Source organism: Micromonospora sp. WMMD998 (assembly GCF_029581235.1).
Lineage (GTDB): Bacteria > Actinomycetota > Actinomycetes > Mycobacteriales > Micromonosporaceae > Micromonospora.
In genome coordinates, this window is record NZ_CP120740.1 from 778598 (window position 1) to 804637 (window position 26040).

At 71.9% G+C, this 26040-nt stretch carries 21 protein-coding genes; 13 read left to right on the forward strand and 8 right to left on the reverse strand.

The window, feature by feature from the left end:
• The first annotated feature begins 619 nt into the window (after positions 1-619).
• A complete protein-coding gene (locus O7619_RS03605) occupies positions 620-1402 on the forward strand; it encodes a deoxyribonuclease IV (protein ID WP_282285657.1) in 783 nt (260 codons plus the stop codon).
• The gene (locus tag O7619_RS03610) at positions 1399-3666 is read left to right on the forward strand and encodes a hypothetical protein (protein ID WP_282285658.1); all 2268 of its coding nucleotides are present in this window, start codon (positions 1399-1401) and stop codon (positions 3664-3666) included. Before O7619_RS03605 ends, O7619_RS03610 begins: the two co-directional genes overlap by 4 nt.
• A gap of 12 nt (positions 3667-3678) precedes the next feature.
• Here O7619_RS03610 and O7619_RS03615 read toward each other — a convergent pair whose 3' ends face one another.
• From O7619_RS03615 to O7619_RS03630, 4 genes are all read right to left on the reverse strand, one after another.
• Positions 3679-4086 (reverse strand): hypothetical protein, encoded by a 408-nt coding sequence (locus tag O7619_RS03615; protein WP_282285659.1) that lies wholly within the window; start codon positions 4084-4086, stop codon positions 3679-3681.
• A 128-nt stretch (positions 4087-4214) separates the two neighbouring features.
• The gene (locus O7619_RS03620) at positions 4215-5777 is read right to left on the reverse strand and encodes a glycosyltransferase 87 family protein (RefSeq protein ID WP_282285660.1); all 1563 of its coding nucleotides are present in this window, start codon (positions 5775-5777) and stop codon (positions 4215-4217) included.
• 124 nt (positions 5778-5901) lie between these two features.
• On the reverse strand, positions 5902-8751 hold the full coding sequence (locus O7619_RS03625; protein WP_282285661.1) for a transglycosylase domain-containing protein: 2850 nt from the start codon (positions 8749-8751) through the stop codon (positions 5902-5904).
• Between the two features lie 194 nt (positions 8752-8945).
• On the reverse strand, positions 8946-9392 hold the full coding sequence (locus O7619_RS03630; RefSeq protein WP_282285662.1) for a DUF5318 domain-containing protein: 447 nt from the start codon (positions 9390-9392) through the stop codon (positions 8946-8948).
• Positions 9393-9568: 176 nt separating this feature from the next.
• Between O7619_RS03630 and O7619_RS03635 the strand changes: the two genes are divergently transcribed.
• A complete protein-coding gene (locus tag O7619_RS03635) occupies positions 9569-10207 on the forward strand; it encodes a PadR family transcriptional regulator (protein ID WP_282285663.1) in 639 nt (212 codons plus the stop codon).
• 23 nt (positions 10208-10230) lie between these two features.
• Positions 10231-11310 carry an inositol-3-phosphate synthase gene (locus tag O7619_RS03640; RefSeq protein WP_281585822.1) on the forward strand — a complete coding sequence of 360 codons (1080 nt, stop codon included), beginning with the start codon at positions 10231-10233 and terminating at the stop codon, positions 11308-11310.
• On the opposite strand, the gene O7619_RS03645 is transcribed toward O7619_RS03640, so the two are convergent.
• Positions 11288-11584, reverse strand: coding sequence for a hypothetical protein (locus O7619_RS03645; RefSeq protein ID WP_282285665.1), 297 nt, complete (start codon positions 11582-11584; stop codon positions 11288-11290). The genes O7619_RS03640 and O7619_RS03645 overlap by 23 nt on opposite strands.
• 550 nt (positions 11585-12134) lie before the next feature.
• Here O7619_RS03645 and O7619_RS03650 point away from each other — a divergent pair.
• Positions 12135-12362, forward strand: coding sequence for a DUF397 domain-containing protein (locus O7619_RS03650; RefSeq protein WP_282285666.1), 228 nt, complete (start codon positions 12135-12137; stop codon positions 12360-12362).
• A gap of 124 nt (positions 12363-12486) precedes the next feature.
• Here the strand turns inward: O7619_RS03650 and O7619_RS03655 are convergent, their stop codons facing one another.
• Positions 12487-12966, reverse strand: a complete 480-nt coding sequence (locus O7619_RS03655; protein WP_282285668.1) for a methylated-DNA--[protein]-cysteine S-methyltransferase — start codon at positions 12964-12966, stop codon at positions 12487-12489.
• A gap of 67 nt (positions 12967-13033) precedes the next feature.
• Between O7619_RS03655 and O7619_RS03660 the strand changes: the two genes are divergently transcribed.
• Genes O7619_RS03660 through O7619_RS03675 form a run of 4 tightly spaced genes read left to right on the forward strand, consistent with a single transcriptional unit; the run spans position 13034 to position 16745 of the window.
• Positions 13034-13543: a SigE family RNA polymerase sigma factor gene (locus O7619_RS03660; RefSeq protein WP_282285669.1), complete on the forward strand. Its 510-nt coding sequence runs from the start codon at positions 13034-13036 to the stop codon at positions 13541-13543.
• Positions 13540-14628 (forward strand): hypothetical protein, encoded by a 1089-nt coding sequence (locus O7619_RS03665; RefSeq protein WP_282285670.1) that lies wholly within the window; start codon positions 13540-13542, stop codon positions 14626-14628. Before O7619_RS03660 ends, O7619_RS03665 begins: the two co-directional genes overlap by 4 nt.
• Positions 14629-14670: 42 nt before the next feature.
• Positions 14671-15213: a hypothetical protein gene (locus tag O7619_RS03670; protein ID WP_282285671.1), complete on the forward strand. Its 543-nt coding sequence runs from the start codon at positions 14671-14673 to the stop codon at positions 15211-15213.
• Positions 15214-15239: 26 nt separating this feature from the next.
• Positions 15240-16745 carry a flotillin family protein gene (locus tag O7619_RS03675; protein WP_282285672.1) on the forward strand — a complete coding sequence of 502 codons (1506 nt, stop codon included), beginning with the start codon at positions 15240-15242 and terminating at the stop codon, positions 16743-16745.
• A gap of 61 nt (positions 16746-16806) precedes the next feature.
• On the opposite strand, the gene O7619_RS03680 is transcribed toward O7619_RS03675, so the two are convergent.
• Positions 16807-18834 (reverse strand): S8 family serine peptidase, encoded by a 2028-nt coding sequence (locus O7619_RS03680; protein ID WP_282285673.1) that lies wholly within the window; start codon positions 18832-18834, stop codon positions 16807-16809.
• Positions 18835-18995: 161 nt separating this feature from the next.
• Positions 18996-20465, reverse strand: coding sequence for a CCA tRNA nucleotidyltransferase (locus tag O7619_RS03685; RefSeq protein ID WP_282285674.1), 1470 nt, complete (start codon positions 20463-20465; stop codon positions 18996-18998).
• Positions 20466-20596: 131 nt separating this feature from the next.
• Here O7619_RS03685 and murJ point away from each other — a divergent pair, with 131 nt between their 5' ends.
• The 4 genes from murJ (at position 20597) to O7619_RS03705 (ending at position 25973) form a co-directional block, all read left to right on the forward strand.
• On the forward strand, positions 20597-22342 hold the full coding sequence (gene murJ, locus O7619_RS03690) for a murein biosynthesis integral membrane protein MurJ (protein WP_282285676.1): 1746 nt from the start codon (positions 20597-20599) through the stop codon (positions 22340-22342).
• 354 nt (positions 22343-22696) lie between these two features.
• The gene (locus O7619_RS03695; RefSeq protein ID WP_282285678.1) at positions 22697-24310 is read left to right on the forward strand and encodes a protein kinase family protein; all 1614 of its coding nucleotides are present in this window, start codon (positions 22697-22699) and stop codon (positions 24308-24310) included.
• Positions 24307-25011 carry an RNA polymerase sigma factor SigM gene (gene sigM, locus O7619_RS03700; RefSeq protein ID WP_282285679.1) on the forward strand — a complete coding sequence of 235 codons (705 nt, stop codon included), beginning with the start codon at positions 24307-24309 and terminating at the stop codon, positions 25009-25011. The genes O7619_RS03695 and sigM overlap by 4 nt, the downstream gene beginning before the upstream one ends.
• A complete protein-coding gene (locus O7619_RS03705) occupies positions 25008-25973 on the forward strand; it encodes a hypothetical protein (protein WP_282285680.1) in 966 nt (321 codons plus the stop codon). The genes sigM and O7619_RS03705 overlap by 4 nt, the downstream gene beginning before the upstream one ends.
• Positions 25974-26040: the final 67 nt, after the last annotated feature.

Genomic DNA, 26040 nt, shown 5'->3' on the forward strand with positions numbered 1-26040 from the left:
TCACCTCCTGTGGGCTAGGCGGCCACGGTCCTTCCGTGGCAGGAGGTCGTGCGTCGTGGCCCGCCCGATGCCGGGGGGACCCGGCCGGACGCGGACAACCGCACCAGGATAGCCGGTCTGGACGATCATGCCCGGGCCGGTGGCCCGGATGGCCCGGGAGGTGGCGACAGGGGCCCACCGCCGGCATCGCGCCGGGCAGGTGGACCCCTGTCCACGGGGCCGCGGGGCGTCCCGTCCGCATTCCTTGGGTGGGACCTGGGGAGGAACGACCACACCGATGAGGTTGGATCGAGGACGCCCCGCGGAGCTTTATCATGTTGTTACCTGGTCTGACCATACAACGGCTCTCGTCACCACTTGGGGTAAATGCTGGAATTCGTCCAACTAGCCCGCCGAGCCTGGATGACAAGCGGATCCCGCCCCGTCGTGCCGGGCCGCACGGCGGGGCGTCCCGTCTCCGGAGGCCGACGCCTCGCCCGTCCCGTGCTGTGGACCACGTCCGGGTGGAGCGTCGACCTTCGATCCCACCTCGGACAACGACCACCGGGCCGGGTGGTGACGCGGGCCGTCCCCGCGCGTGGCGCGGCGGGTGTCACCGTCGCGACGTAGGCTGCCCTGCATGCGAATCGGAGCCCACGTCGATCCGACCGACCCGCTGGCCGAGGCGAGCGCCCGGGGCGCGGAGGCGGCGCAGTTCTTCCTCGCCGACCCGCAGGGCTGGAAGGCACCGAAGCCGCGAGCGGACGCCGAGCGCCTACGCGCCGCCGACGTCGACCTCTACGTCCACGCGCCCTACGTGATCAACGTGGCCACGCTCAACAACCGGATCCGCATCCCCAGCCGCAAACTGCTCCTCGCCCACGCCACCGCCGCGGCGGCCGTCGGTGCCACCGGGCTGATCGTGCACGGCGGCCACGTCAACGCCGGGGACGACCGCGCCGTCGGCTTCGACAACTGGCGCAAGACATTCGCGTACGCGGCGGACTCCGGCGGCTTCCCGCTGCCGGTCCTGATCGAGAACACCGCCGGTGGTGACAACGCCTGCGCCCGGCACCTGGACGCGCTGGCCCGGCTCTGGGACGCGCTCGGCGGTCACGAGGTCGGGTTCTGCCTCGACACCTGCCACGCGCACGCCGGCGGTGAGGAGCTGCTGGGCCTGGTCGACCGGGTGAAGGCGATCACCGGGCGCATCGACCTGATCCACGCGAACAACTCCAAGGGCGCCTTCAACTCGGGTCAGGACCGGCACGACAACCTCACCGGCGGCACGATCGACCCGGAGTTGCTGGTGGCCGTGATCCGGGCGGCCGGCGCGCCGGTGATCGTCGAGACGCCCGGCGGCGTCGAGGGCCAGAGCGCCGACATCGCGTTCCTACGTGGTCAGTTGGGTGCCACGGCGTGACCAAGGAGCACTCCGGCGCCACCGACCGGTCCGACGCCGCCCCGCGACCGGGGTCCGACGGCAGCCCGACGGACGAGCAGAAGCCGGCGCCGGGCGGGGCCGTCGACAAGCCGCAGGAGACCCGCGCGGACAATCCACCGGCCGACGCCGGAAAGACCACGCCGGCTGCCCCCGCGCGGACCGAAGCCGGGAAGAACGGCCGCACCGAAAAGAGACGCGACGCCGGGAAGAACGGCCGCTCCGGAAAGGGCAACGAGGCCGGGAGGAACGGCCGCGCCGGGAGGAGCCGCGGCGCCGGGAAGAACAGCAAGGTCGGAGCCGGCGACACCGTCGCGGCGGCCGCCGCCACCACGACCGACGACGAGGGCAAGCCCGCCGGCGACCGCGACGAGAACAAGCCCGACGGTACGGACGGCGACCGCGACGAAAGCACAGCCGACGGTACGGACGACGGGCGCGACAAGAGCACGGCCGAGGGTATGGACGACGAGCAGCCGGCGGATCCGTGGACCGCGTTCGGGCCGGCGCCCGAGCCGGTGCTGGGCCGGGCCCGCCGGGCGGGACGCGCGGTGGGCCGGTTCCTGGCGCACGAGTGGACGCTCGCCGCCCTCGCCGCGCTGGTCGTGGCCGCGGCGATGACCTGGCCCACGCTGCGCTACCCGCGCTACACCCTGCCGCAGGACTACTGGGACCCGAGTCTTCAGGCATGGCAGATGGCGTGGTCGGGGCACATCCTGCGGACCGACCCGGCGATGCTGTGGCACTCCAACACGTTCTTCCCGGAGAACTGGAGCTTCGCCTTCTCGGACACGCTGCTCGGTTACGCCCCGGCCGGTTTGATCGGTGTCGGCCCGGAGCACGCCGTACTGCGCTACAACATCATGTTCGTGCTGGCCCACGCGCTCGCCGCGTTCGGGGCGTACGCGCTGGCCCGGCAGCTCGGCGCGGGCCGGATCGGCGGCGCGGTGGCCGGCGCGAGCTTCGCGTACGCGCCGTGGCTGCTGGCGCAGGCCGGGCACCTGCACATCATCTCCAACGGCGGCATCCCGCTGGCGCTGGCCATGCTCGCCCGTGGGCACGGCTGGTCGCTGCGGTACGGCTACCGTCCGCGGCGGCGGCACGCGGGCTGGGCGCTCGCCGGTTGGCTGGTGGCCTCGTGGCAGCTCAGTCTCGGCTTCGGCATCGGGCTGCCGTTCGTCTACCTGCTGGCCGGCGTCGGGCTGGTCACGGTGGTGCTGTGGTTCGTGCGGCGGCGCTCGGTGAAGCGTCCGTTCGGCCGGCGGCTGCTCCTGGCCGACCTGGCCGGTGGGCTCGTCTTCGCGGCGGTGGGCGTCCTGCTGGCGATTCCGTTCTTCACGGTCGCCGAGGCGCATCCGAACGCGGCGCGCTCGCTCGCCGAGATCCAGCTCTACTCGCCGCCGGCCAGCGGCTTCTTCACCGCGCCGGCCGAGTCCCGGGTGTGGGGCGAGCTGCACGAGGGTGCCCGGGCCGTGCTGCCCTGGTCGCCGGAGATGACGCTGCTGCCGGGCTTCGCGCTGTACGCGCTCGCCGCCGGCGGGTTGTTCTTCTCCGTCTGGCGGGTCCGCCACCGGCTCTTCCTGCTCGCCGGGGTGCTGGTGACGATGGCGCTCGCCATGGGCACCGAGTTCTTCGAGGGCCGGTTCACCTACGTGCCGCTCTTCCACTACCTGCCGGGTTGGAATGGTCTGCGTACGCCGGGTCGGATGATGCTCTGGACCACGCTGCTGCTCGGGCTGCTCGCGGCCGGCGCGGTCACCGCGTTCTGCGCGCGGGTGCGCGAGTTGGCCGCGGAGCGGGTCCCGCCGTGGCCCGGCCCGTGGCTGCGGCTGGCCACGTTGCTGCCGCTGCTGCTGGTGCTCGTGGAGGGGTTGAACGTCACCCCGCATCCGGTGGTGCCGCAGCAGCCGGCGGTGATGCGTACCGTCGACGGTCCGATGCTGGTGCTGCCCAGCAGCCCGAACCTGGACCAGCCGGTGATGCTCTGGTCCACCGACCGGTTCCAGCAGATGGTCAACGGTGGCAGTGGTTTCACCCCGGACTCCCAGACCCGCACCCGTGAGGCCACGGTCAGCTTCCCCGACTACGCCAGCATCGACTACCTGCGGCGGATCGGGGTGAGGACCGTGGTGGTCCTCCCCGAGCAGCTCGACGGCACCCCGTGGGAGGGGATGCTCGACCGGCCGGTGGAGGGGCTGGGCGTGACCCGGGAGCAGGTCGACGGCTCGGTGGTCTACCGGTTGTGACGCCGCGTCGACTCAGTCACTCAGACGGACGACCTTGTCCATTCGTCCCGGCCGCCGGTCCAGATCCGCACCGCAGGTCACGTCGACCATCGTGACGCCGGGGTTCGGGCGCACCGCGCCGGCCAGCCGTACGCAGAGCCGGACGTGCACCTCGGCGGCCACGAATCCGCCGCCGCTGCCGACGCCGTCGTACGCGACGTCCACCTCGTACCGGCCGTCCGGGGTGGCCCGGCGGGCGAAGACAGTTCCGTCGCGGTCGGCGGACGCGGCGGCTTCGGCGAGCGCGTCCAGTCGCCCTTCCGGGCCGAGTGCCGCCGTGTCCGCGTCGGCGAGCACGGCGTCGGCGGCGCGATGGGCTAGTGCCGCCCGGGACCGGACCGACTCCGTCGCGGCCTGCGTGGCGGTCCCGTGGGAGTCCACCGCGGAGCATCCCGCGAGGCATAGCAGGGCAACGCCCACGAGGATCGCCGTGCTCCTCGCGGGCGTCACCCGGATGTCTCCGGTCACAGGCCCATCACCACTCCGCGGGACGGCGGGCCGACGTCGACTCAGGCGGGCGCATCGGCCGGGGTGACCGCCACAGGTTCGGCCTGCTGCCGCCTCCGCGTCAACCAGGGCGCGTCGGGCGCGCCGTCGAGCACCCCGCCGTCGGGGTCGTCGGCGTAGGTCTGCCGGACCGCGTCCTCCTCCGGCCGCAGGATGTCCCGGATGATGAAGCCGCAGAGCACCGCCACGGTGATCAGGCGCAGGCTGGAGGCGAGCACGAACACACCCTCGGGGAAGATCGGCCGGGAGGTGGCGGTGCCGAGCAGTTCGCCGTAGAAGGCGGCGAAGTAGCAGACCTCGGCGAACTGCCAGGCCAGGAACGCGCCCCAACGGGGTCGGGCGAGCACCGCGAGCGGCAGCAGCCAGAGCACGAACTGCTGCGACCAGACCTTGCTGAAGATCAGGAAGGCGGCGACCACCAGGAAGGCGAGCGGGGCCAGTCGGGGTCGGCGCGGGGCGAGCAGCGCGAGTGCGGCCACGCCGAGACAGGCCAGCCCGAACAGCAGGTACGACACCCAGTTGAGGGTGGCGATGTTCGCGTTGAGCCATTCGAACGGGCCGAGCTCGCCGGGCGCGGATGGGCTGATCCGGCCGTCCAGGTAGCGGCCGATGTACCAGAGCGTGCCCCAGTCGATGGGGCGGGTGGTGTTCAGGTCGAAGAACCGGCCCCAGCTCTCCCGGTAGGGGATGGCGACCGGCAGGTTGACCGCGACCAGCGCCACCAGCGCGGTGGCGGTGGCGGTGAGCCCGGCCCGCAGTCGACCGGCGCGCAGCGTGAGGACCAGGATCGGCCCGAGCAGGAACAGCGGCCACATCTTCGCCGCGCCGCCGAGCCCGAGCAGCGCGCCCGCCGCGCCGGCCATGAGCAGCTCACGCCGGTCGGTTCGGGTGCGCGCCCAGGCCAGCAGCCCGAACGCGGTGAGGCCGACGGCGAGCAGGTCCCAGTTGACGGTGGCGGTGAGCACCAGCGCCGGGGCGAGGGCGAACAGTGCCGCGTCCCAGGGTCGTCGGCGGCGCAGGTTGAGGATGACCGCGACGGTGGCGACCGCGAGCGCGCCCAGGACCAGCGCGTTGAGGTTGTAGAACCACTGCCCCTGGTTGATGGTCGGCTTGTCCACGCCCAGGGAGTGCACCGGCAGGCCGAGCGCCCCCATGAAGTATCCGGTCAGGACCGGGTATTCCACCGGGTGGTCGGCGTAGGGCACCTTGCCCTCGTTGAGCCCTTCGGCGTAGTAGAGCGCCAGCACGTCGGTGTAGCACATCCGGGTGTACTGGACGTTGTCCTGCCAGGCGCCGTCCTGGCAGGGCGACTTCTGCACCCAGTGCAGGGCGAGCGTGAGGCAGACCAGGGCCAGCACGATCCGCGCGGCGGTCCAGAACCGGCCCTCGCGATCGGCCGGCCGGTCCAGGGCGACGGCGTGGTCACCGAGCGGCCCGCCGATCAGGCCGGACGTGCCTCGCACGAACCAGTCCGAACGGGACGGGTGGTCGGCGGTCGCTCCGGGCCGGGGCGCCTCCCCGGACGCGCCGGGCTCATCGATGCCTGCGGTCGACTGGGTGCTCATGGAGACGCATCCTGCCGTACCCGAGGGCTCGCCGTCCCGCCGCGCGCGGGAAAATTCCGGTACGCGAAACGCGGCGGCGGCCGGACCACTCGGGTCCGGCCGCCGCCGTCAGGTCGTGCGCGCGTCAGTTCGTCTGTCGTTCCGGTGGTGTGCTCGGCAGGATGCCGCCGCCTCGGCCACCGCCACCCGGGCCACCGCCACCGGGGGTACCACCGCCCTGATTGCCACCCTGGTTGCCACCTTGGTTGCCGCCTTGGTTGCCACCCTGATTGCCACCCTGGTTACCGTCGGGGCAGAACAGGCCCAGCGGGTCGCAGTTCTGACCGCCGGGTCCCGGCGGCGGGGGCGGAGGTGCCGGCATCTCACCGTTGCCGGCGTCGTCCTTGCCGATGTTCGCCGCCGGCGGGAAGTCTTCCTTGTCCTTGCCCTTGAGCGCGTCGTTCATGAAGCGCTGGAAGATCTCACCCGGCATCCGGGCGCCGCTGATGTCCGCGCCGCCCTTGGTCTTGATCGCCTTGCGGTCGCCCAGGTTGCCGACCCAGACCGCGGTGGCGAGCTGCGGCGTGTAGCCGATCATCCAGGCGTCGCCGTTGCGGGTGCTGCCGTCGCCGAGTTCCCAGGTGCCGGTCTTCTCGGCGGCCTTGCGACCGTCGTCGAGCCGGCGGTTCACGTGGGCCGGATACTGCTCCAGCACGGAGGTGACGTCGGCGACGATGTCCTTGTCGATCCGCGGCTGCGGCTTGAGCTTCTCGCCGCCGACCGTGTCCCACTTGCCGGTCTGCGGGTTCTGCTTCTGGACCTTCTTGATGAAGTGCGCCTTGTTGTAGACGCCCTGGTTGGCGAACGTGGCGACACCGTTGGCGTGGTCGAGCACGGTGATCGGGTACTGGCCGTAGCCGATCACGTTGAAGAACGGCTCCGGGGCCAGGTCCTTCGGGTCGGCCTTGGTCAGGTCGTACGCCTTGGCCGGGTTGGTGTCGGTGCGCCACATGGTGCTGACGCCGGCCTGCTTGGCCATGTCGAGCACCTTGTCCGCGCCGATCTCCTCGGTGATGTAGTAGAACGGCACGTTCAGCGACTTGAGCGTCGACTGCTCGAGCGTGCAGGAGTCGCCGCAGGAGACCTTGTCGGCGCCGGCGTTGCTCACCTTGAACTCGGTGTCCTTCGGCGTGAACGCCGAGCCCTTCCACCGCGACTTGACCGAGATGCCGGCCTTGAGCGCCGCCGCGAGGGTGTAGATCTTGAAGCTCGAACCCGGCGAGTGACCGCCGCTGACCACGCCGTTGTCGACGTTCTTGCCGGCGTAGTCGGTGCCGGTGCCGTTGTCGCCGCCGTAGTAGGCGCGCACCCCGCCGGTCTTCGGGTCGATCGACACCACGGCGGCCATCAGGTTCTTCGGCTCCCCGTCGAGCGCGGAGCCCTTCCTGGCCCGCTGGGCCGCGTCAAGCACCGCGTCCTGCATCTTCTTGTCGATCGTGGTGGTGATCTTGTAGCCGCCGCGGCTCAACGCCTTCGCGCAGAGCGGCGTGTCGTTCGTCACCTTGGCCTCGTCGTCGGTGCAGAGGTTCATCTCGCGCAGTTCCTGCGAGACGTAGTTGACGACGTTGCCGTACGGCGTGTCGATGCCGAAGCCGCCGGCGCTGTTCTTCGACGGCTTCGCGATGTTCTTCGGGTATTCGGTGGGGTGCTGCGGCATGTTCGGCGCGTCCAGCCACTTCTCGCTGATCATGCCGTTGATGACGTAGTTCCACCGGTCCAGCGCGTCCGTCGGGTTCACCGCCGGGTCGTAGCCCTGGTGCGTGGCGCTCGGCTCGGGCTGCTTGATCAGCGCGGCCAGCACGGCGGCCTCGGCGACGGTCAGCTTGTCGACGTTCTTCTTGAAGTAGGTCTGGGCCGCCGCCTGGATGCCGTACGCGCCGCGCCCGAAGTAGATCACGTTCAGGTAGTGCTGCATGATCGCTTGCTTGTCGTAGCGGTCGTTCAGCTTCGAGGCGAGGATCGCCTCCTTCACCTTGCGGCCGTACGAGTCCTCGTTCAGGTTGTCGAACGCGTTGCGGGCGTACTGCTGGGTGATGGTCGAGGCGCCCTGCTTGTCGCCGCCGCTGAGGTTGTTCCACGCGGCCCGCGCGATGCCCTTGTAGTCGACACCGGAGTGGCGGTAGAAGTTTCGGTCCTCCGCCGCCGCGACCGCGTGCTGGACGTGCTCCGGGATCTGTTGGATGGTGACCAACTGCCGGTTCTGGTCGCCGATCCGGGCGATGGCGGTCTTGCCGGTCGAGTCGTAGACCGTGGTGGACAGCGGCGGGATGGTGTCCTCGGGAAGCACCACCTTTGTGGAATACCAGGTGAAGGTGACCACGCCCATGCCGGCCAGCATGATGAACACGGCGAAACCGGCGATCAGCATGTTGAGCCGCCGGCGCTTCTTCGCCCGCGCCGGGTCCTCACCACGACCGCCGCGACCACCACGGCCGGGGCCGGTCGGGCCACCGGGGCCACCCGGCCCGCCGCCGGAGTAGCCGGGCACACCGGCCCGGGCCACCGCGGCACGACCACCCACCGGCGCGGCGCCGACGCTCGCCCGTCCGGCGCCGACCCGGGCCGCGCCCACGCTCGCCGCGCCCACCGAGGCGCGTCCCGCCGGGCCGGCCGGGGAGACCGGAACCGACGCCCGGCCGGCGCCGGCACGCCCGGCGGCACCGGGCGCCGGGGACACCGGCACCGAGGCGCGGCCGGGCGTGCCGGCGCGGCCCACCGAGGCCGAACCCGAGGCTCCGCGGGGCGCCGGAGGGGCACCGCCGACCGAGGCCCGGCCGCCGGCGCCGCGCGGTGTGACCGAGGCGCGCGCCGCGGCCCCGCCCTCCGGCGCGCCGGACCAGCCGTTCCCTCGCGGGCTCCGCTCGGAGCCCGGGTCGCCGTTCGGGCCCGGGATCTGGGCCCGCCCACGCGAAGAACTGGAATCGCCGTAGTTCATTCCTCACACCCTGCCGGTCGCGGTGGGACGCGGGGGCGTCACCACCGGGTTGCCGTGAGCTGGAACACGGGACGCTACCTGCCGGCCGTGCCGGCGCGTACCCGTCAAATCCGACCTATTCGGATCATTTACGCTTAATGACTGTCGGTCGCGCCGCCCGGGATTCGGGCCGGCGACGATCGGGACAGCCGCGTTCACCGTTGCGCCTCTCGCCTTCGCCGGGGGGTGGAGCCGTCGACGACGGCCGATCCGATCGCGTCCGGCGCCTCGCCCGCGAGACCGTCCCGCCCGAGCAGGAACTGCTCGACCAGGTGGTTCCAGTCGCAGCCGGGGCAGACCTCCACCACGAACACCTGGAACTCACGCAGCGTCATGGCCAGTACGGGCAACTCTGCCCGGGCACGCGCCTGACCCGCCGACTGCTTGAGTTCGTCACCGTAAATGTAGTGGACGTGGATCAGGTTCTCGCTGCGGCAGATGGGGCAGCGGCGGTCGGTCGGCTCGCCGTGGAAGCGGGCGGCGTTTTTCAGGTACGGCGAGGCGTCACAGACGTCGTACGTGCCGATCCGCCCGGCGAGGAGTTCACGCAGCACCGCTCGCTTCTGGAGCGAGTAGTCGACCACCTGGCGCTGCGTACGCATGCCGAGAAGGGTACGCGCTCCGTCGAACCGGGGCGACCATGGTCACGATCGGTGATGATCGCGTCGCGTAACCGGGGGTTTGCCCTGGCTACCCGTCTCCGCTACGGTTCGATGTATCGGCCCGATACATCGCGGCGGTTAGCGCTCCGCGCAGGGGGAAAGAAGGGACGGCGCCCGTGCTTGAGTTCGCCATCCTGGGCCTCCTGCAGGAGGCTCCGATGCACGGCTACGAGCTGCGCAAGGAGTTGACCGCCAAGCTCGGCGCCATCCGGGCGGCGATCAGCTACGGCTCGCTCTACCCGACCCTGCGACGGTTGCAGGCGGCGGGATGGATCACCGAAGCCGCCGAGACACCCGCGACCGCCGAGGAGGTTCCCGCGTTGACCAGCCGACGTGGTCGGGTGGTCTACACCATCACTGCGGAGGGCAAGGAACGCTTCGCCCAGCTCATAGCGCAGGCTGGACCCGAGACGTACGACGACACGGGCTTCGGCGTGCACTTCGCGTTCTTCGCCCGGACCGACCAGGCCACCCGGCTCCGGATCCTGGAAGGTCGCCGTCGCAAGATCGAGGAACGTCGCGAAGGTCTTCGTGACGTGATCGGCCGGGCAGCCGAGCGCCTCGACGCGTACACCCTGGAACTGCAGCGCCACGGGCTCGACGCCTGCGAGCGCGAGGTCCGCTGGCTGGAGGAGCTCATCGCCAACGAGCGCTCCGGCCGGGCCCCGACCACCCCGGAACCCCGGACGGCCGGCGGCCGAGGAGACAACGACAGCCCGCCCACGCCTGGAACGTCCAGGTCAGAGCGGCCGTGATGAAGAAGAAGGAGGCAGACGCTATGGGCTCCGTCCGCGTCGCCATCGTCGGTGTGGGTAACTGCGCCTCGTCCCTCGTGCAGGGCGTGGAGTACTACCGGAACGCCGACCCGACCGACCGCGTCCCGGGTCTCATGCACGTCACCTTCGGCGACTACCACGTATCGGACGTGGAGTTTGTCGCGGCGTTCGACGTGGACGCCAAGAAGGTGGGCATGGACCTCGCGGAGGCGATCGTCGCCAGCGAGAACAACACCATCAAGCTCTGTGACGTGCCGCCCACCGGCGTCAGCGTCCAGCGCGGTCCGACCTTCGACGGTCTGGGCCAGTACTACCGCGAGATCGTCGAGGAGTCGGACGCCGAGCCGGTCGACGTGGCGCAGGCGCTGCGCGACGCGCAGGTCGACGTGGTCGTCTCCTACCTGCCGGTCGGTTCCGAGCAGGCCGACAAGTTCTACGCCCAGGCCGCGATCGACGCCGGTTGCGCGTTCGTGAACGCCCTGCCGGTGTTCATCGCCTCCGACCCGGAGTGGGCGCAGAAGTTCACCGACGCCGGTCTGCCGATCGTCGGCGACGACATCAAGAGCCAGGTCGGTGCCACCATCGTGCACCGCGCGCTGGCGAAGCTCTTCGAGGACCGCGGGGTCGAGCTGCTGCGCACGTACCAGCTCAACTTCGGCGGCAACATGGACTTCATGAACATGCTGGAGCGCAACCGCCTGGTCTCGAAGAAGATCTCGAAGACCCAGTCGGTGACGTCCCAGATCCCGCACGAGATGCAGAAGAGCGACGTGCACATCGGCCCGTCCGACCACGTGCCGTGGCTGGACGACCGCAAGTGGGCGTACATCCGTCTGGAGGGCCGCTCCTTCGGTGACACCCCGCTCAACGCGGAGCTGAAGCTCGAAGTGTGGGACTCGCCGAACTCGGCCGGCGTCATCATCGACGCCGTCCGGGCCGCGAAGATCGCGCTGGACCGGAAGATCGGTGGCCCGATCCTCTCCGCCTCGTCCTACTTCATGAAGAGCCCGCCGGAGCAGTACGCCGACCACGACGCGCACGCCGCCGTCGAGTCCTTCATCAAGGGCGAGGTCGAGCGCTGACGCGCTGACGCCAGCACATCGCGAGGGCCGGGTCCTGACGGACCCGGCCCTCGGTGGTCGTGGTGAGCCCCTCCGGGCGTACGAGGATCGTCCGGCGGTCGACCGCGTCGCCCTTCACGTCGAGCTGGTAGACGTCGAGCCAGCACCAGCCGTCATAGGTGGTCAGGTCGTCGCGTACGCGGATGACCCGCGCCATGATCGGTCGGCTGACGAATTGGACGCTTGCCGCCCGGGTCACGTAGACCACGTCCCCGGCCCGGACCTCGACGCTCATGAGCCGAACCGCCGCCATGCCCTGATCCGGGCACGCGCCACGTGAACGGCGGGACAGAATCCTCCGATGTGACACACGCCGCAACGGCGGTTCCGGTGAAGTTCCAGCACCAGCCAGGCGGCCCGCACCAACGCCGGCGGTCTCCGCCCGGTCACGATTCCGGCCGGTTCTCGTGCAACACCATGCGCGTACCCCTTCGCCCGAAGGGGCGGACGCGCGTCCACCGCCCGCCGCGAGGGGGATTCGCGGCGGGGTCCGCGCGCCCGCCCGGCTCGACGCCGGGATGCGCTGGCTCCTGGCCGTGGCTTCGGGTGCGTTTGTTGTCGCCAGGGCGACAACAAACGCACCCAAAACTGCAAGGTCAGCGCACCACTCGGTCCACAACCGAAGGGGTACGCACCGCGCACGCGCGCCGGTGCCCGCTGGTGGCGGGTACGGCGTGGTAGACAGTCGGGGAGTCGTTCCCCGGGATGCCGTCCATCGCGATGTGTCTCCCGTTCGGCTCGGCAGCGAGTCCTGTTCGATCTTGAGGCGCGTCTGGAGTGAACACATGGCGAGCATCGACGGGTTGACCAGCACGGGCCTGCCGGTCGCCTGGCACGTCAGCACCCGCAGCGGCAGCGGCGGTGGCAACTGCGTCGAAGCCGGTCCGGTGCTCGACGGCAGCGGCCGGTTCGCCGTACGCGACAGCAAGGACCGCAGCGGCCCGACACTGATCTTCTCGGCAGCCGGCTGGACCACCTTCCTCATCGGCCTCCGCACCGACCCGCCGGCCTGATCCGCCGCCTTGCTCACACCGCGGTCACCTTCGGTCGGTGATCAAGCTCTGCCCGCACACCACTCGGGCCCCCCACTGCCCGACGGCCCGCCCGCTCGCGCCCAGGAGGAGCGCGGGTAAGCGGTCAGGACCAGGCGCGTCGCAGCGCCACTCCGGCCTCCAGCTCCAGCAGGGTCACCTTGCGCGGCAGCCCGCCGCCGAAGCCGACCAGCTTGCCGCCCGCGCCGACGATCCGGTGGCAGGGCACGATCACCGGCACCGGATTGCGATTGCACGCCACCCCCACCGCGCGGGCCGCGCCCGGGTCACCGAGCGCCCGCGCCACCTCGCCGTAGGTGGTCGTCTCCCCGTACGGGATGCGGGTCATCTCCCGCCACACCGCCCGCTCGAACTCGGAGCCACGCGGCGCCGACACCGGCACGGTGAACGCGGTCAGCTCACCGGCGAAGTAGGCCCGCAGCTCGGTCACGGCCAGCCGGGCCAGGTCGTCGCCGGGCTCGTCGGCGGCCGACTCCGTCCGGCCGAAGTGCGCGCCGCGCACCGCGTCGGCGTCGGTGCCGACGGAGAACTCCCCGATCGGCGAGTCGAGCACGGTCCAGCGCATGCCGCCCATTGTCGCGCGGCGGGCAACGTTTCTCGCGCACCGGGCGTCTGAGAGACGGAGGTGAACGGTGGCCGAGGTCGACGGGGAGTTCACCGCGTTCGTCAACGAGCGGGGAGCGGCCCTGCTGCGGGTCGCGTACGCGCTGGCCGGCAACCAGCACGCGGCGGAGGACCTGCTGCAGAACGCGCTGGCCAAGGCGTACGCCCGGTGGTCCCGGATCCACGGCGACGCGGAGCCGTACGTGAAACGGATCCTCTACCACGACCAGGTCTCCGGCTGGCGGCGGCGGGCGCGGCGGGCGGAGGTGCCGGTGGCTGACCTGCCGGAGCGGCCGGCCGCCGGTGACGACAGCGACCTGCGGCTGCTGCTGCGGGACGCGCTGCGCGCGTTGCCACCGCGCCAGCGGGCGGTGCTGACGCTGCGCTACCTGGAGGATCTCAGCGTCGAGCAGACCGCCGCGCTGCTCGGCTGCCGTCCGGGCACCGTGGCCAGCCAGAGCGCCAAGGCGCTGGCCCGGCTCCGGCAACTCGTGCCGGCGCTCGACGAGCTGACCACCCCGGCGGAGGTGACCCGATGAGCACGTCCCTGGACGAGACGCTCCGGACGGCCGTACGCGACCTGGCCGCCGATGCCACGCCCGCGCCGGACCTGGCGTGGCGGGCGATCGGCCGGGGTCGCCGGCTGCGTCGCCGGCGGCGGGTCACCACGGCCGCCGCCGCGCTTGTCGCGGTGGTCGCGGTGACCCTGCCGTTCGTGCTGCTGCGTCCCGCCCCCGCCCCGCCGACCACACCGCCGGCCACCGCCACCCCGTCGCCGGTGCTCCGGACCGAACCGGGCGCGGACTGGGCGGACAGCCCGCTGGTGCTGCCCGGCGAGTGGGTGGTCAACCGGGCGCAGGTGACCGGCGGTTCCGGCAGCGGGTTCCTGCTCGACCGGAGGCGCGGGCGATACTTCGTCACCGACCGCTACGACGGCATCTACCCGGCTCCGACCGGCTCCCTCGTCGCGGTCCGGGACGACGACCGCCCCCGGGAGATCGGTCTGTTCGACCTGACCACCGGAAAGACCCGGTGGTACGAGGTGGGTCGCGCGTTGACGGCGCCGAGCTGGTCGCCGGACGGCCGACGGCTGCTGTTCACCACCAGACAGCTCGACCACTTCGGTTTCATCGTGCTCGATCTGGACGGCAGGAAGACGGCCCACCCGGTGGGTCAGCTCGGCTGGCCGTGCGCCGACCTGTGCGAGTTCACCTGGATGCCGGACGGTCGGGCGGTCGCGCTGACGCTGAGCAGGCAGAAGTCGGAGGCGTGGCCCCGGGACCTCGCCAGGGGCGTGCAGCTCTTCTCGGCCGACAACGGGCGGCCCACCCGCCTGATCAGCATGCCGGGCGGGCCGGTCGGCCCGAACGCCTGGTCGCCGGACGGGACGCTCGTCGTCGTGCAGGGCCAGCAGGAACCGCTGCTGGTGGAGACAGCGACCGGCCGGGTGGTGAACCCGCTTCCGAGCGCCGACGTCGCCTGGGTCACCGGCGATCGGCTGCTCTACCGCCTGCCGTACGGGTCGGGTGACTTCGTCCTCGCCGACACCACCGGCCGGGTACTGGTCCGCCAGCCGCTGCCGAGACAACTTGTCGGCCTGGCGGTGACGATCGCGCCGCGCTGAGCGCACACTCAGCCGAAGCTGAACGGCCGCTGGACGCAGTGGATGTTGCACAACCCGGCTACCGTGCAGGTCGTGGCCACAGGGACGCTCATCTTCCTGATCATCGGCGGAGCCGGGGTCGGCGTGCTGACGCTCGCTCTGCTCGGCTCGGGAGTGCTACACCTCGGCCATCCGGACGTCGACGGGCCGGTGTCGCTGGAGGTGGTCGCCGGGTTCACCGGAGCGTTCGGGTTCGGCGCCGCGATCGTCAACGAGATGCTCGGGGCGCGTACCCCCGGAATGATCGCGGCGGCGGCGGCCGGCGGCGCGCTCGCCGCGGTGCCCACCGCGTGGCTGGCGGCCCGGTTGAGCCGCGCGGCCCGCACCATGCGCACCGACCCCACCCCCACCCGGGACCATCTGGCCGGCGCGGTCGGCCTGGTGGTGACCCCGATCCCCGCCAGCGGCTACGGCGAGGTCCGGGTCCGCCTCGCCGGCCAGCCGGTCAAACTCAACGCCCGTGCCGACCGGCCGCTCGCGGTCGGCGCCCGAATCTTCGTGGTCGAAGCCCTGAGCGAGACCAGCGTGCACGTCGAGACCTACTGAAACCCTCAGCACAGACGGGAACCCCCATGCCCCTGCTCGTCGCCATCGGCGGCGCGGTCCTCCTCGCCGTCCTGCTCATCCTCTTCGTGCTCTCCCGGATCAAGGTGGCCGGGCCGAACGAGGCGTTCATCGTCACCGGCCGTAAGGGCCGGACCACCCAGACCGCCGACGGCATCCGGTCCACCGACATGTCCGGGCAGAAGGTCGTGCTCGGCGCCTCGGTGTTCGTGCTGCCGGTGGTGCAGAAACTCCAGTCCCTCGACCTGTCCAGCCGGCGCATCGACGTCGGCATCCGGGGCGCGGTGAGCAAGCAGGGCATCCGCGCCGACCTGCACGGCGTCGCGATCGTCAAGGTCGGCGGCACCGAGGACGCGATCCGGGCCGCCGCCCAGCGCTTCCTGCACCAGCAGGACGAGATCGACAACTTCACCCGGGAGGTGCTGGCCGGCGCGCTGCGCTCGATCGTCGGCCGGCTCACCGTCGAGGAGGTCATCCGGGACCGGGCCGCGTTCGCCAGCGCGGTCGCCGAGGAGGCCGAGCACTCGATGACCAACCAGGGTCTGGTGCTCGACACGTTCCAGCTCCAGGACATCCTGGCCGAAGGGTCGTACCTGGCCGACCTGGGCCGGCCCGAGGCCGCCCGGGTGCTCAAGGACGCGGCCATCGCCGAGGCCCGCGCCCGGCAGGCCGCCGAGCAGGAACGCCTGCTCGCCGAGGAGGCGATCGCCGAGGCGAACCGCAACCTGTCGCTCAAGCAGGCCGGCATCCAGGCCGAGATCGACGCGGCGAAGGCGAAGTCGGCGGCGGCCGGGCCACTCGCCCAGGCCGAGCGGGACCAGGCGATCCTCTCCGAGCAGCAGAAGGTGGCCGAGCGCAACGCCGAGCTGAAGCAGCGTCAGCTCGACACCGAGGTGCGCAAGCCCGCCGACGCGCAGCGGTACAAGGTGGAGCAGGAGGCCGAGGCCAACCGCAACGCGGCGGTGCTGCGTGCCGACGCCGAGCGGCAGGCCACCATCGCCGCCGCCCAGGCCGTCGCCGAGCAGTCCCGGCTCACCGGTGAGGGTGAGCGGGCCCGCCGCGCCGCGCTGGCGGAGGCGAACGCGATCGAGGGCGCCAAGGAAGGTGAGGCGGAGCAGCGCCGGCGTTCCGCGATCGCCGAGGCGGTCGAGCGGGAGGGCCAGGCCGAGGCCGCGGCCATCCTGGCGAAGGGCCAGGCGGAGGCCGACGCGATGGCCCGCAAGGCCGAGGCGTTCGCCGCGTACGGCGAGGCCGCGGTGCTGGACCTGCTGGTCAAGGTGCTGCCCGAGGTGGTCGGCGCGGCCAGCGCCCCGATCGGCGCGATCGACAAGATGACCGTCATCTCCACCGACGGCGCCTCGTCGCTCACCAAGTCGGTGGCCGGCAACGTCGCCCAGGGCCTCCAGCTTGGCAGCGACCTGACCGGCATCGACCTGGCCGGGCTGCTCGCCCGGCTGGGTAGCGCGCACACCAACGGCAAGACCACGGTGGACGGCAGCACGGTCAACCCGTGACGTACGACGGCGCCCGCCGGTTTCCCCTCAGGGGGCCGGCGGGCGCCGCACGTGGTACGGGTCAGAGCGCGGCGAAGATGAACTTCTCGTCGGTGCCCAGGCCCAGGGTCTCGCTGTCCCAGTCGATGGTGCGGCTGGCGATCAGCTCGCCGCCACCGGTGACCGCCTTGCCGTTGGCGTTCGCCCGCAGGTAGACCGAGCCGTCGGCGTTGTAGTCGAGGAAGTCGTAGACCTCCCAGTTGCCGATCTCCGTGCCGCGGGCGATCAGCGGCTTGTTGCCGGCGCTGTCCGCGGTCACGAACTTGCTGTTGACGAGCGCCTTCAGGCTGAAGAAGCCGTCACCGACGCTTACCACCTCGAACTTCTCCCAGGCGCCGACCGTGGCGCTGCGGGCGATCAGCGGCTTGCTGCCGGCGCTCTCCGCCGTCACGTAGTTGCCGTTGGCCACCGCCTTGATGCCGACGACCGGGGCGGGCGCGTCGAAATCGAACTTCTCGGCGGTGCCGATGGCGGTCTTGCTGGCGATCAGCGGCGAGGTGGCGCTCGGCGCGGTCACATACTTGCTGTTGACCGCCGCCTTGAGGCTGACGCTGCCGTCGTTGTTGTCGGCGATCTGGAACTTCTCCCAGGCGCCGATGGTGTCGGCGCGGGCGATCAGCGGCTTGTTGCCGGCGCTGTCCGCGGTCACGAACTTGTTGTTGACGGTGGCGCGCAGCCCGTACAGGCCGTCGCCGGCGTCGACCACGTCGTACTTCTCCCAGGCGCCGACCGAGGTGCCGCGCGCGACGAGCGCCTTGTTGCCGGCGCTGTCCGCGGTGACGTGCAGGCCGTTGATCCGGGCCTTGAGCCCGTACGCGGACCGGACCGTGGCGGGGGCGCCGACGTGCAGGAGCCGGTCGAGCGAGCCTTCGGTGTCGTGCACCGCGCCGCTGACGCCCGTGGTGACGAGCGAGTTGCGCACCTGCTGCGGGGTCCAGGTCGGGTGTGCCTCAAGCGCCAGCGCGGCGGCGCCCGCGACGTGCGGGGATGCCATCGACGTGCCGCTGAACGAGACCGATCCGTTCGTGGTGCCGGCCTTCGCCGACGTGATGGCGGTGCCCGGCGCGAACGTGTCCACGCAACTGCCGTAGTTGGAGAACCACGCCCGGAAGTCGATCTGGTCGGTCGCGCCGACCGTGATGGCGGGCGCCACCCGCCCCGGCGAGACCCCGCAGGCGTCCTGCATGCTGTTGCCGGCCGCGACCGCGTAGGTGGTGCCGAAGGCGATGGACCGGGTCAGGGCGACGTCGACCGCCTCGTCCACGCCGTTGAACCCGAGGCTCATGTTGGCCACGGACGGGCCGGTGGCGTGCTCGGTGACCCACTCGATGCCGGCGACCACCTGCTCGGTGGTGCCGCTGCCCTCGCAGTTGAGCACCCGGACCGCGACGAGCCTGACGTCCTTGGCGACGCCGTACTTCGTGCCGCCGAGCGTGCCGGCCACGTGCGTGCCGTGCCCGTCGCAGTCCTGCGCGACGTCGTCGTCGTCGACCGCGTCGTAGCCGTAGCTGGCCCGCCCGCCGAAGTCCTCGTGGTCGATGTCGATGCCGGTGTCGATGACGTAGGCGGTCACCCCGGCGCCGGTCGCCGGGTAGGTGTACGTGCCGTCGGCCTTCGCGCCGATCTGGTCGATCCGGTCCAGGCCCCAGGGCGCGTCGTCCTGGGTGCCGTTGGCCTGCCAGCGCTGGACCTGCTGGACGAACTCGACGTCCGGGTCCGCGGCCAGGCGCTCGGCCTGCCGGCTGGTCATGCTGGCGGAGTAGCCGTGCAGCGCCTTGCCGAAGACCCGGCGGACGGTGCCGCCGTGCTCACCGGCCAGGGCCGACGCGGCGGACTTCACCCTGGCCGGGCTGGCCTTGCCGTCCTTGAGGACGACGATGTAACGGCCGGGCACCGCCTCGGCCGTGTCGGCGCCCCGGACCGGGGCCCGCTTCGGACCGACCGGGTCGGCCGAGGCGGCGCCGCCGGTGGCGGCGCAGATGATGGAGGTGGCGGAGGTGAGGGCGAGCCCCACCAGCGCGGAGCGGCGCAGCACGCCGTGACGTGACACTGAATAGTCTCCCCGTGTCCAGCGACCGTCCGATGTGGACGGGCGGATGCGATCAGGACAGCCGCACCGGTCGATCCGGTGGGCTGATGATGACCTTCATCATGCGGGAGACATCGACCGACGCGCGTCACCCTTTTGGTCGACACGCCGGCGTATCGTCGTCACGTGCGGTCGAGGATGCCCTCGGCGCGCGCCCAACGCAGCAGTTCCGCCTCGGCCTCGTCGCGGTCCAGCGGCCCGCGCTCCAGGCGCAACTCCTTGAGGTGCTGCCAGGCGCGGCCGACCACCGGCCCCGGCGGTACGCCGAGCAACTCCATGATCGCGTTGCCGTCCAGGTCGGGGCGGACCCGGGCCAGGTCCTCCTCGGCGGCGATCCGGGCGATCCGCTCCTCCAGCGCGTCGTAGTCGGCGGCGAGCTGGGCCGCCTTGCGACGGTTGCGGGTGGTGCAGTCGGATCGGGTCAGCTTGTGCAGCCGGGACAACAGGTCACCGGCGTCGGTGACGTAGCGCCGCACCGCCGAGTCGGTCCACTCGCCCCGGCCGTACCCGTAGAAGCGCAGGTGCAGCCCGACCAGCTTGACCACCTGGGAGGTGACGTCCTTGGGATAGCGCAGCGCCTTCATCCGGGCCTTGGTGAGCCGGGCGCCGACCACCTCGTGGTGGTGGAAGCTGACCCGGCCGTCCGAGCCGACCGCCTTGGTGCCGGGCTTGCCGACGTCGTGCATCAGCGCGGCCATCCGCAGCACGAAGTCGCAGCCCTCCTCCTCCATCGACATGGCGTTGGTGACCACGGTCAGCGTGTGCTCGTAGACGTCCTTGTGCTGGGCGTGCTCGTCGATGGTCAGCTTGAGACCGGTCAGCTCCGGCAGGAAACGCTCGGCCAGGCCGGTGTCGACGAGCAGGCGCAGCCCGGTCACCGGATCGGCCCCGCACAGCAGCTTGGTGAACTCGTCCCGGATCCGCTCGGCGGTGATCCGGTCGAGGTCGCCGGCCATCCGGGCCATCGCGGCGCGGACGTCGGGGTGGACGGCGAAACGGAGCTGGGCGGCGAACCGGGCCGCGCGCAGCATCCGCAGCGGGTCGTCGCGGAACGACTCCTCAGGCGTGCCCGGAGTGCGGATGATCTTCGCGGCGAGGTCGGCCAGGCCGCCGTACGGGTCGGTGAACCGGTGCTCCGGGAGGCTCACCGCCATCGCGTTGACGGTGAAGTCGCGGCGTTTCAGGTCCTCGGTCAGGCTGGTGCCGTACCGCACCACCGGGTTGCGGCTCACCTGGTCGTAGACCTCCGCCCGGAAGGTGGTGATCTCCAGGTTGAGGCCGTCGCGCTGGCAGGCGATGGTGCCGAACTCGCGGCCGGTCTCCCAGATCGACTCGGCCCAGCCCCGGATCACCTTCACCGTCTCGTCCGGGTGGGCGTCGGTGCAGAAGTCGAGGTCGTTGCCGAGCCGGCCGAGCAGCGCGTCCCGGACCGAACCGCCCACCAGGTGCAGTTCGTGACCGGCTCGGGCAAAACGCCGGCCCAGCTCGTCGGCGACCGGGGAGACGCGGAGCAGTTCGGCGACGGCGTTGCGCTGCGCGGCGGTCAGCTCGGGGCGAGCGGCGGCGGAAGCGGCGGCGGAGGCTTCGGACATGGGATCGCCAGCCTATCGGGCGCAGGGTGGATCGACCGCGCCGGGCGCGGGTAACGGGCCGAGGTTGACTAAGGTTCCGGTTGTGCGGGGTCGGCGGGGCCGGGCTCGACGTACCCCTTGGAGGCTGGCAGATGAGCGGCGGCGGGCTCTACCGCAGCGCGAACGCGCACGACGGCGGCCTGCCGCCGGACGACGGCGCCACCTTCATCTCGGCGGAGCCGCTGAACCAGCCGGGCGTCGAGGCGGTCGCGCCACCCCAGGAGGTGGTCGCCGAGACCAGCGCCGCCGCGAACAGCGCGGTGATGGCGATCGGCAGCCTGGTCAGCCGGGGTACGGGCTTTATCCGCAACCTGATGATCGGCGCCGCGCTGGGCGGCGCGCTCGTCGGTGACGCGTTCACCACCGCCCAGTTCCTGCCGAACCAGGTCTACGAGTTCCTGCTCGGCGGGGTGCTCACAAGCGTGCTGATCCCGGTGCTGGTCCGGCGGCGCAAGACCGACCCGGACCGGGGCGAGGCATACTCCCAGCGGCTGCTCACGCTTGCCGTGCTGGCGCTGGCCGCCACCGTGCTGATCGCCCTGGTCGCGGCCCCCGCCCTGACCGCCATCTACGCCGGCGGCAAGGACGAGAACTACCGCGGCCTGGTCACCGGCCTGTCGTACCTGATGCTGCCGATGCTGTTCTTCACCGGCGTGAGCGCGCTGATCGCCGCGGTGCTGAACACCCGTGGGCACTTCGCCGCCCCGATGTGGGCGCCGATCCTGAACAACCTGGTGGTCATCGGCGTCTGCGCGCTCTACATCGCGGTCTTCGGCGCGAAGCTGATCCAGCCCGACGAGATGGGCTGGAGCCGGATCCTGTTGATCGGCGGCGGCATGCTGCTCGGCGTCGCGGTCCAGACCGCCGGCCTGCTGCCCGCGCTGCGCAAGGTCGGTTTCCGGTGGCGGTGGCGGTTCGACTTCCGCACGCTCGGCCTGCGTGAGCTGGCCCGGCTCGGCGGCTGGATGTTCTGCTACGTCGGGGTCAACCAGCTCGGTCTCTTCGTGGTGGTCAACCTGCTCACCCGGGCCGCCGGCGGCGACAACGCCGGCCTGTTGATCTACAACAACGTCTTCCTGCTGCTGATGATGGCGAACGGCATCATCGCGGTGTCGATCATCACCGCGCTGATGCCCCGGATGAGCGCGGCTGCCGCCGAGGGCCGGTTCGGTGACCTCACCGCCGACCTGTCCCGGGGCACCCGGATGGTCACCGCGGTGCTGGCCCCGATCGCGGTCTGCTACGCCGTGCTGGCCGCCCCGATCTCCGTCGTGGTGTTCCGCTACGGCGCCTTCACCGGCGCGAACGCGGTGGCCACCTCGACGGTGCTGCTGGTCGCGGCGCTCGCGCTGGTGCCGTTCGCGGTGAGCCAGCTCTTCACGTTCGCCTTCTACGCGCTGCCGGACACCCGCACCCCCGCGCTGATCAACATCCCGGTGGTGATCCTGCGCGTACTGCTCCAGGTGGGCCTCTTCCTGATCTTCTCGAACACGTTCGCGGCCTCCGGGATGATGCTCGGCAACGCGGTGTCGTACCTGGCCGCGGCGATCATCTCGGCCATGCTGCTGCGGCCCCGGGTGGGCCGCATCGGGCTGGGCCGGATCATGGGCACCCTCGGTCGGGTGGTGGTGGCCGCACTCGGCGCCGCGCTGGCAGGCCTGCTCGTGGTCGCGGTGCTCCCGGGCGACCCGGAGCGGTTGAGCTGGTTCGCCGCCGCGGCCCAGCTCGTGATCGGCGGCGCGGTGATCGGCGGCGTCTACCTCGGGCTGGCCATGCTGCTGCGGATCGGTGAGATCACCGAGGTGGTAGGGATGGTGCGGCGGCGACTCGGGCGCTGAATCCACCGGTGACCGACGGTGAACGAGGATCACCAGGTTGGGGATACGGCTGTGGATAACTCGGGATTCCGCCGTCCAGTGGGCCTCTCGGCCTGTGGATAACCAACCGTACGGACGAGGGTGCCCCGGCCAGGAGGGGGAAACCACGCGCACGCCACACCGGTACGCCCCTGCGCCGATCACTTGCCGTCAACCTCTAGATTGGCGGTGCGTGTCCGCGTGACTGGCTTGTCGCCGGCCGCAGCGGGAAGATGACATGTCGGAGAACCGGGCATCCCGGGTAAGGTCGCTCTCGACGGGTACGTCCGGCGTCGCCGACCGTGCCGGTTCCACCGAAGCCAGAGCGGGAAACACATGCCCAGCAGCACGGGTCCATCGATCGACACGATCACCGAGGGAGGACGGGTGACCCAGGTCGGCGAGGGTCAGGAAGCGGAGGAGACCTCTCCCGCGGTCGTGACCCTCGGTGCTCCCACCGTCGGTGAGCTGCTCGCCGAGCGCTACGAGCTGGTCGAGCACATCAACAACGACAGTGCCGGCCGGCTGGTCTGGCGCGGGGTCGACGTGGTGCTGCGCCGTCCCGTCGCGGTGGTCCTCCGCTACCCGGGTGGTGACTCCGCCACCGAGATGCTCCAGGCCGCCGTCGCGGCGAGCCGGGTCATCCACCCCAACCTGGTCGGCGTCTACGACGCGATCGACGAGGACGACCGGGCGTACGTGGTCCGCGAGTGGGTGGACGGCCAGTCCCTGCGCGAGATGGTGGCCGCCGACGGTCCGCTGGACCCGGCCCGCGCGACCGCGATCGGCAACGCCGTCGCCAGCGCTCTCGCCGCCGTGCACGCCACCGGCATGGTGCACGGCAACCTCCACCCCGGCACCGTCATGATCAGCGACGACGGCCGGGTGGTGGTCGCCGACGCGCGCACCGACGGGGCGGACAGCCAGGAGAACGACCTGCGCGCCGTGGGCGGGGTGCTCTACTTCGCCCTGACCGGCCACTGGCCGCACGGCGAGGCGCCGCTGCACGGCGCCACCGCCGGGCACGGCCGGGCCGCTCTCCCCGACGCGGTCCGGGACGCCGGCGGTGGCATCGCCGCGCCCCGGCAGGTGCGTGCCGGCGTGCCGGCCTATCTCGACGACCTCACCATGGACCTGCTCGACCCGGAGATCGCCCCGCCCTCGTCGGACGTGCTGTCGGCGGAGCTGAGCCGGCTGGACATCCCGGCCGACGAGCAGTTCCTGGAGCAGGCCGGTCCGCTGCGGTTCACCGCCGAGCCCGGCGACGAGCCGTCGCCGCTGGCCGCGGCCGGTGGCCGCAAGGTCGCGTTGGGCATCGCCGGCCTGCTGGCGGTGGCCCTGGTCGGGCTGCTGGTCGGCATCAGTGTGCTCGGTGGTGGTGGCGACGACGACAAGGAGCCGGTGGGCCAGCCGTCCAGCAGCGCTCCCGCCGCCGGTGGCGGCAACACCGAGCCCGCGACGCCGGCCGCCCGCAAGCTCGCCATCCAGGACGTCCGGATCATCGACCCGGACAGCAGCAAGCGGGACGAGCTGAACGGCGTCGAGAAGGTGATCGACGGCGACTCGGACAAGGGTTGGGAGACCGACACCTACAAGACGGCCAAGTTCGGTAACTTCAAGAAGGGCATGGGGATCTGGATCGACCTGGGCGCGCCCCGCACGGTCAAGTCGCTCCAGGCCACCCTGTCGACCTCCGGCGCCTCGGCCGAGTTGCGCGCCGGCGCCAAGGACTTCCCGTCCACGTCCGATGGTGACGACGACCTCGTCGCGGCCTACTCCACCGTGATCGGGCAGCCGTTCGAGGACTCCGGCACCACCATGATCTTCAACGGCTTCGACCCGGCCCAGAAATACCAGTACCTCCTCCTCTGGATCACCGAGCTGCCGAAGAAGGACGACGGCAGCGGCTGGAAGATCGGGGTCCAGGAGATCACGGTCCAGGGCTCGTGAGCCGCACGCCGGCGACCCACGACGGCCCGCCGGCCGGTTCCGACCTGGAACTGCTCCGGGCCCACGTCGCCGGCGACCGGGATGCCTTCAGCGAGCTGTTCCGCAGGCACCGCGACCGGCTCTGGGCGGTGGCCCTGCGGACGATCGGTGACCGCGAGGAGGCCGCCGACGCGCTCCAGGACGCGATGCTGTCGGCGCACCGCGCCGCGGCCCGGTTCCGGGGCGACTCGGCGGTCACCACCTGGCTGCACCGGATCGTGGTGAACGCGTGCCTGGACCGGATGCGGCGACGGCAGACCCACGCCACCGTCCCGCTGCCGGACGGGGTGCACGGCGACGGGGAACGGCACACAGGCGGGGTGGAACCGGCCGCGCCGGCCCAGGACCACGACACCGCGCTCGTGGTCCGGCAGGCGCTCACGGCCCTGCCGGCGGAGCAGCGGGCCGCGCTGGTCCTGGTCGACGTGCAGGGCTATCCGGTGGCCGAGGTGGCCCGGATCCTCGGTGTCGCCGAGGGGACGGTGAAGAGCCGGTGCGCCCGCGGTCGGGCCCGGCTCGCCGTGCTCCTGGGGCATCTGCGCACCGGTTCCGACGACGCCACGGACGTGCCCCGCGTCACCCCGGGGAACCACCGGCCGCCACAGGGCGTCGGATCCTCGTCGGGACGTGCCCGGCCGGACGCCAGCCAGGAGGAGCCGTGAGTTCCCGGGAGTTCAGCGAGGTCGACCACGACCTGCTCGCCGACTATCTCGGCGGGGCGCTGGAGGGCACCCCCGAGCAGGCGACGGTGGCCCGACTGGTCGAGCGGGACCGGGCCTGGGCAGCCGCGTACGCGGACCTGACCCGCGCACTCGACCTGGTGCACGCCGACCTGGCCGGCCTCGCCGGGGCGCCCGCGCCGGAACTGCCGGCGACGGTCGCCGACCGGATCACGGCCGCGCTCGCCGGTGCCGGCCCGGCCGCCGACCACGTTCCCGCCCCGGTGGACCGCGCCGGGACGCGGGTCATCGTGCCGGCGCAACCCGGCCGGACCGGCCGCCCGCCCGGCCCGTCGCCCCGACCCGACGGGCACACCGGGCCGGGGCGACGCTCCCGGCGTTGGGCCCGGCTCGCCGGGCCGGTGGCGCTGGCCGCGGCCTCGGTCGCCGCCGTGGGCCTCGGTGTCGGCCGGCTGGCCGACTCGGGCAGCGACAGCGGCCCCGCCGACCGGGCGGCCGGCGGAGCGGCGCCGATGGCAGCCGCGCCGTACCGGACCACCGGACCGGCCCTACGCAGTGGCGCCGAGTGGACCCCGGAACGCCTCGCCGGTGGCAACCCGCCGAAGGCGAACCGGCCGGAGGTCGCCGGCCCGTCGGATGCGTCGGCGGCCGGCGGCGCGGACGGGCCCCGGACCACCCAGAAATACCGCGTCGGTGAGGTCGGCGGGCTGGACCGGCTCGACCGGCCCGAGGCGCTGGCCGCCTGCCTGACCGCGATCGGCGTCGAGCAGGGCGGCGCTCCGCTCACCGTCGACCTGGTCGACTACGCCCGGTTTCAGGGCCGCCCGGCGCTCGTGGTCACGTTCTCCGACGCCGGTGGCACCCGCTGGGGGTGGGTGAGCGGCCCGGAATGCGGCGTACCCGGGTCCGGCGCGGACACCCGCTTCCGCACGCGGGTAGGGTGAAACCGCGGTCACCGGCTTGTCCCGGCACGTGACGTGACCCACCGGATGACCGGCTCGGGAATCCCCG

Excerpts from the sequence above, each read along its gene's own strand:
- O7619_RS03605 (WP_282285657.1), top strand. The coding sequence starts at position 620 with ATGCGAATCGGAGCCCACGTCGATCCGACCGACCCGCTGGCCGAGGCG.
- O7619_RS03620 (WP_282285660.1), bottom strand. The coding sequence starts at position 5,777 with ATGAGCACCCAGTCGACCGCAGGCATCGATGAGCCCGGCGCGTCCGGG.
- O7619_RS03625 (WP_282285661.1), bottom strand. The coding sequence starts at position 8,751 with ATGAACTACGGCGATTCCAGTTCTTCGCGTGGGCGGGCCCAGATCCCG.
- O7619_RS03630 (WP_282285662.1), bottom strand. The coding sequence starts at position 9,392 with ATGCGTACGCAGCGCCAGGTGGTCGACTACTCGCTCCAGAAGCGAGCG.
- O7619_RS03640 (WP_281585822.1), top strand. The coding sequence starts at position 10,231 with ATGGGCTCCGTCCGCGTCGCCATCGTCGGTGTGGGTAACTGCGCCTCG.
- O7619_RS03645 (WP_282285665.1), bottom strand. The coding sequence starts at position 11,584 with ATGAGCGTCGAGGTCCGGGCCGGGGACGTGGTCTACGTGACCCGGGCG.
- O7619_RS03650 (WP_282285666.1), top strand. The coding sequence starts at position 12,135 with ATGGCGAGCATCGACGGGTTGACCAGCACGGGCCTGCCGGTCGCCTGG.
- O7619_RS03655 (WP_282285668.1), bottom strand. The coding sequence starts at position 12,966 with ATGCGCTGGACCGTGCTCGACTCGCCGATCGGGGAGTTCTCCGTCGGC.
- O7619_RS03665 (WP_282285670.1), top strand. The coding sequence starts at position 13,540 with ATGAGCACGTCCCTGGACGAGACGCTCCGGACGGCCGTACGCGACCTG.
- O7619_RS03670 (WP_282285671.1), top strand. The coding sequence starts at position 14,671 with ATGTTGCACAACCCGGCTACCGTGCAGGTCGTGGCCACAGGGACGCTC.
- O7619_RS03675 (WP_282285672.1), top strand. The coding sequence starts at position 15,240 with ATGCCCCTGCTCGTCGCCATCGGCGGCGCGGTCCTCCTCGCCGTCCTG.
- O7619_RS03685 (WP_282285674.1), bottom strand. The coding sequence starts at position 20,465 with ATGTCCGAAGCCTCCGCCGCCGCTTCCGCCGCCGCTCGCCCCGAGCTG.
- murJ (WP_282285676.1), top strand. The coding sequence starts at position 20,597 with ATGAGCGGCGGCGGGCTCTACCGCAGCGCGAACGCGCACGACGGCGGC.
- O7619_RS03695 (WP_282285678.1), top strand. The coding sequence starts at position 22,697 with ATGCCCAGCAGCACGGGTCCATCGATCGACACGATCACCGAGGGAGGA.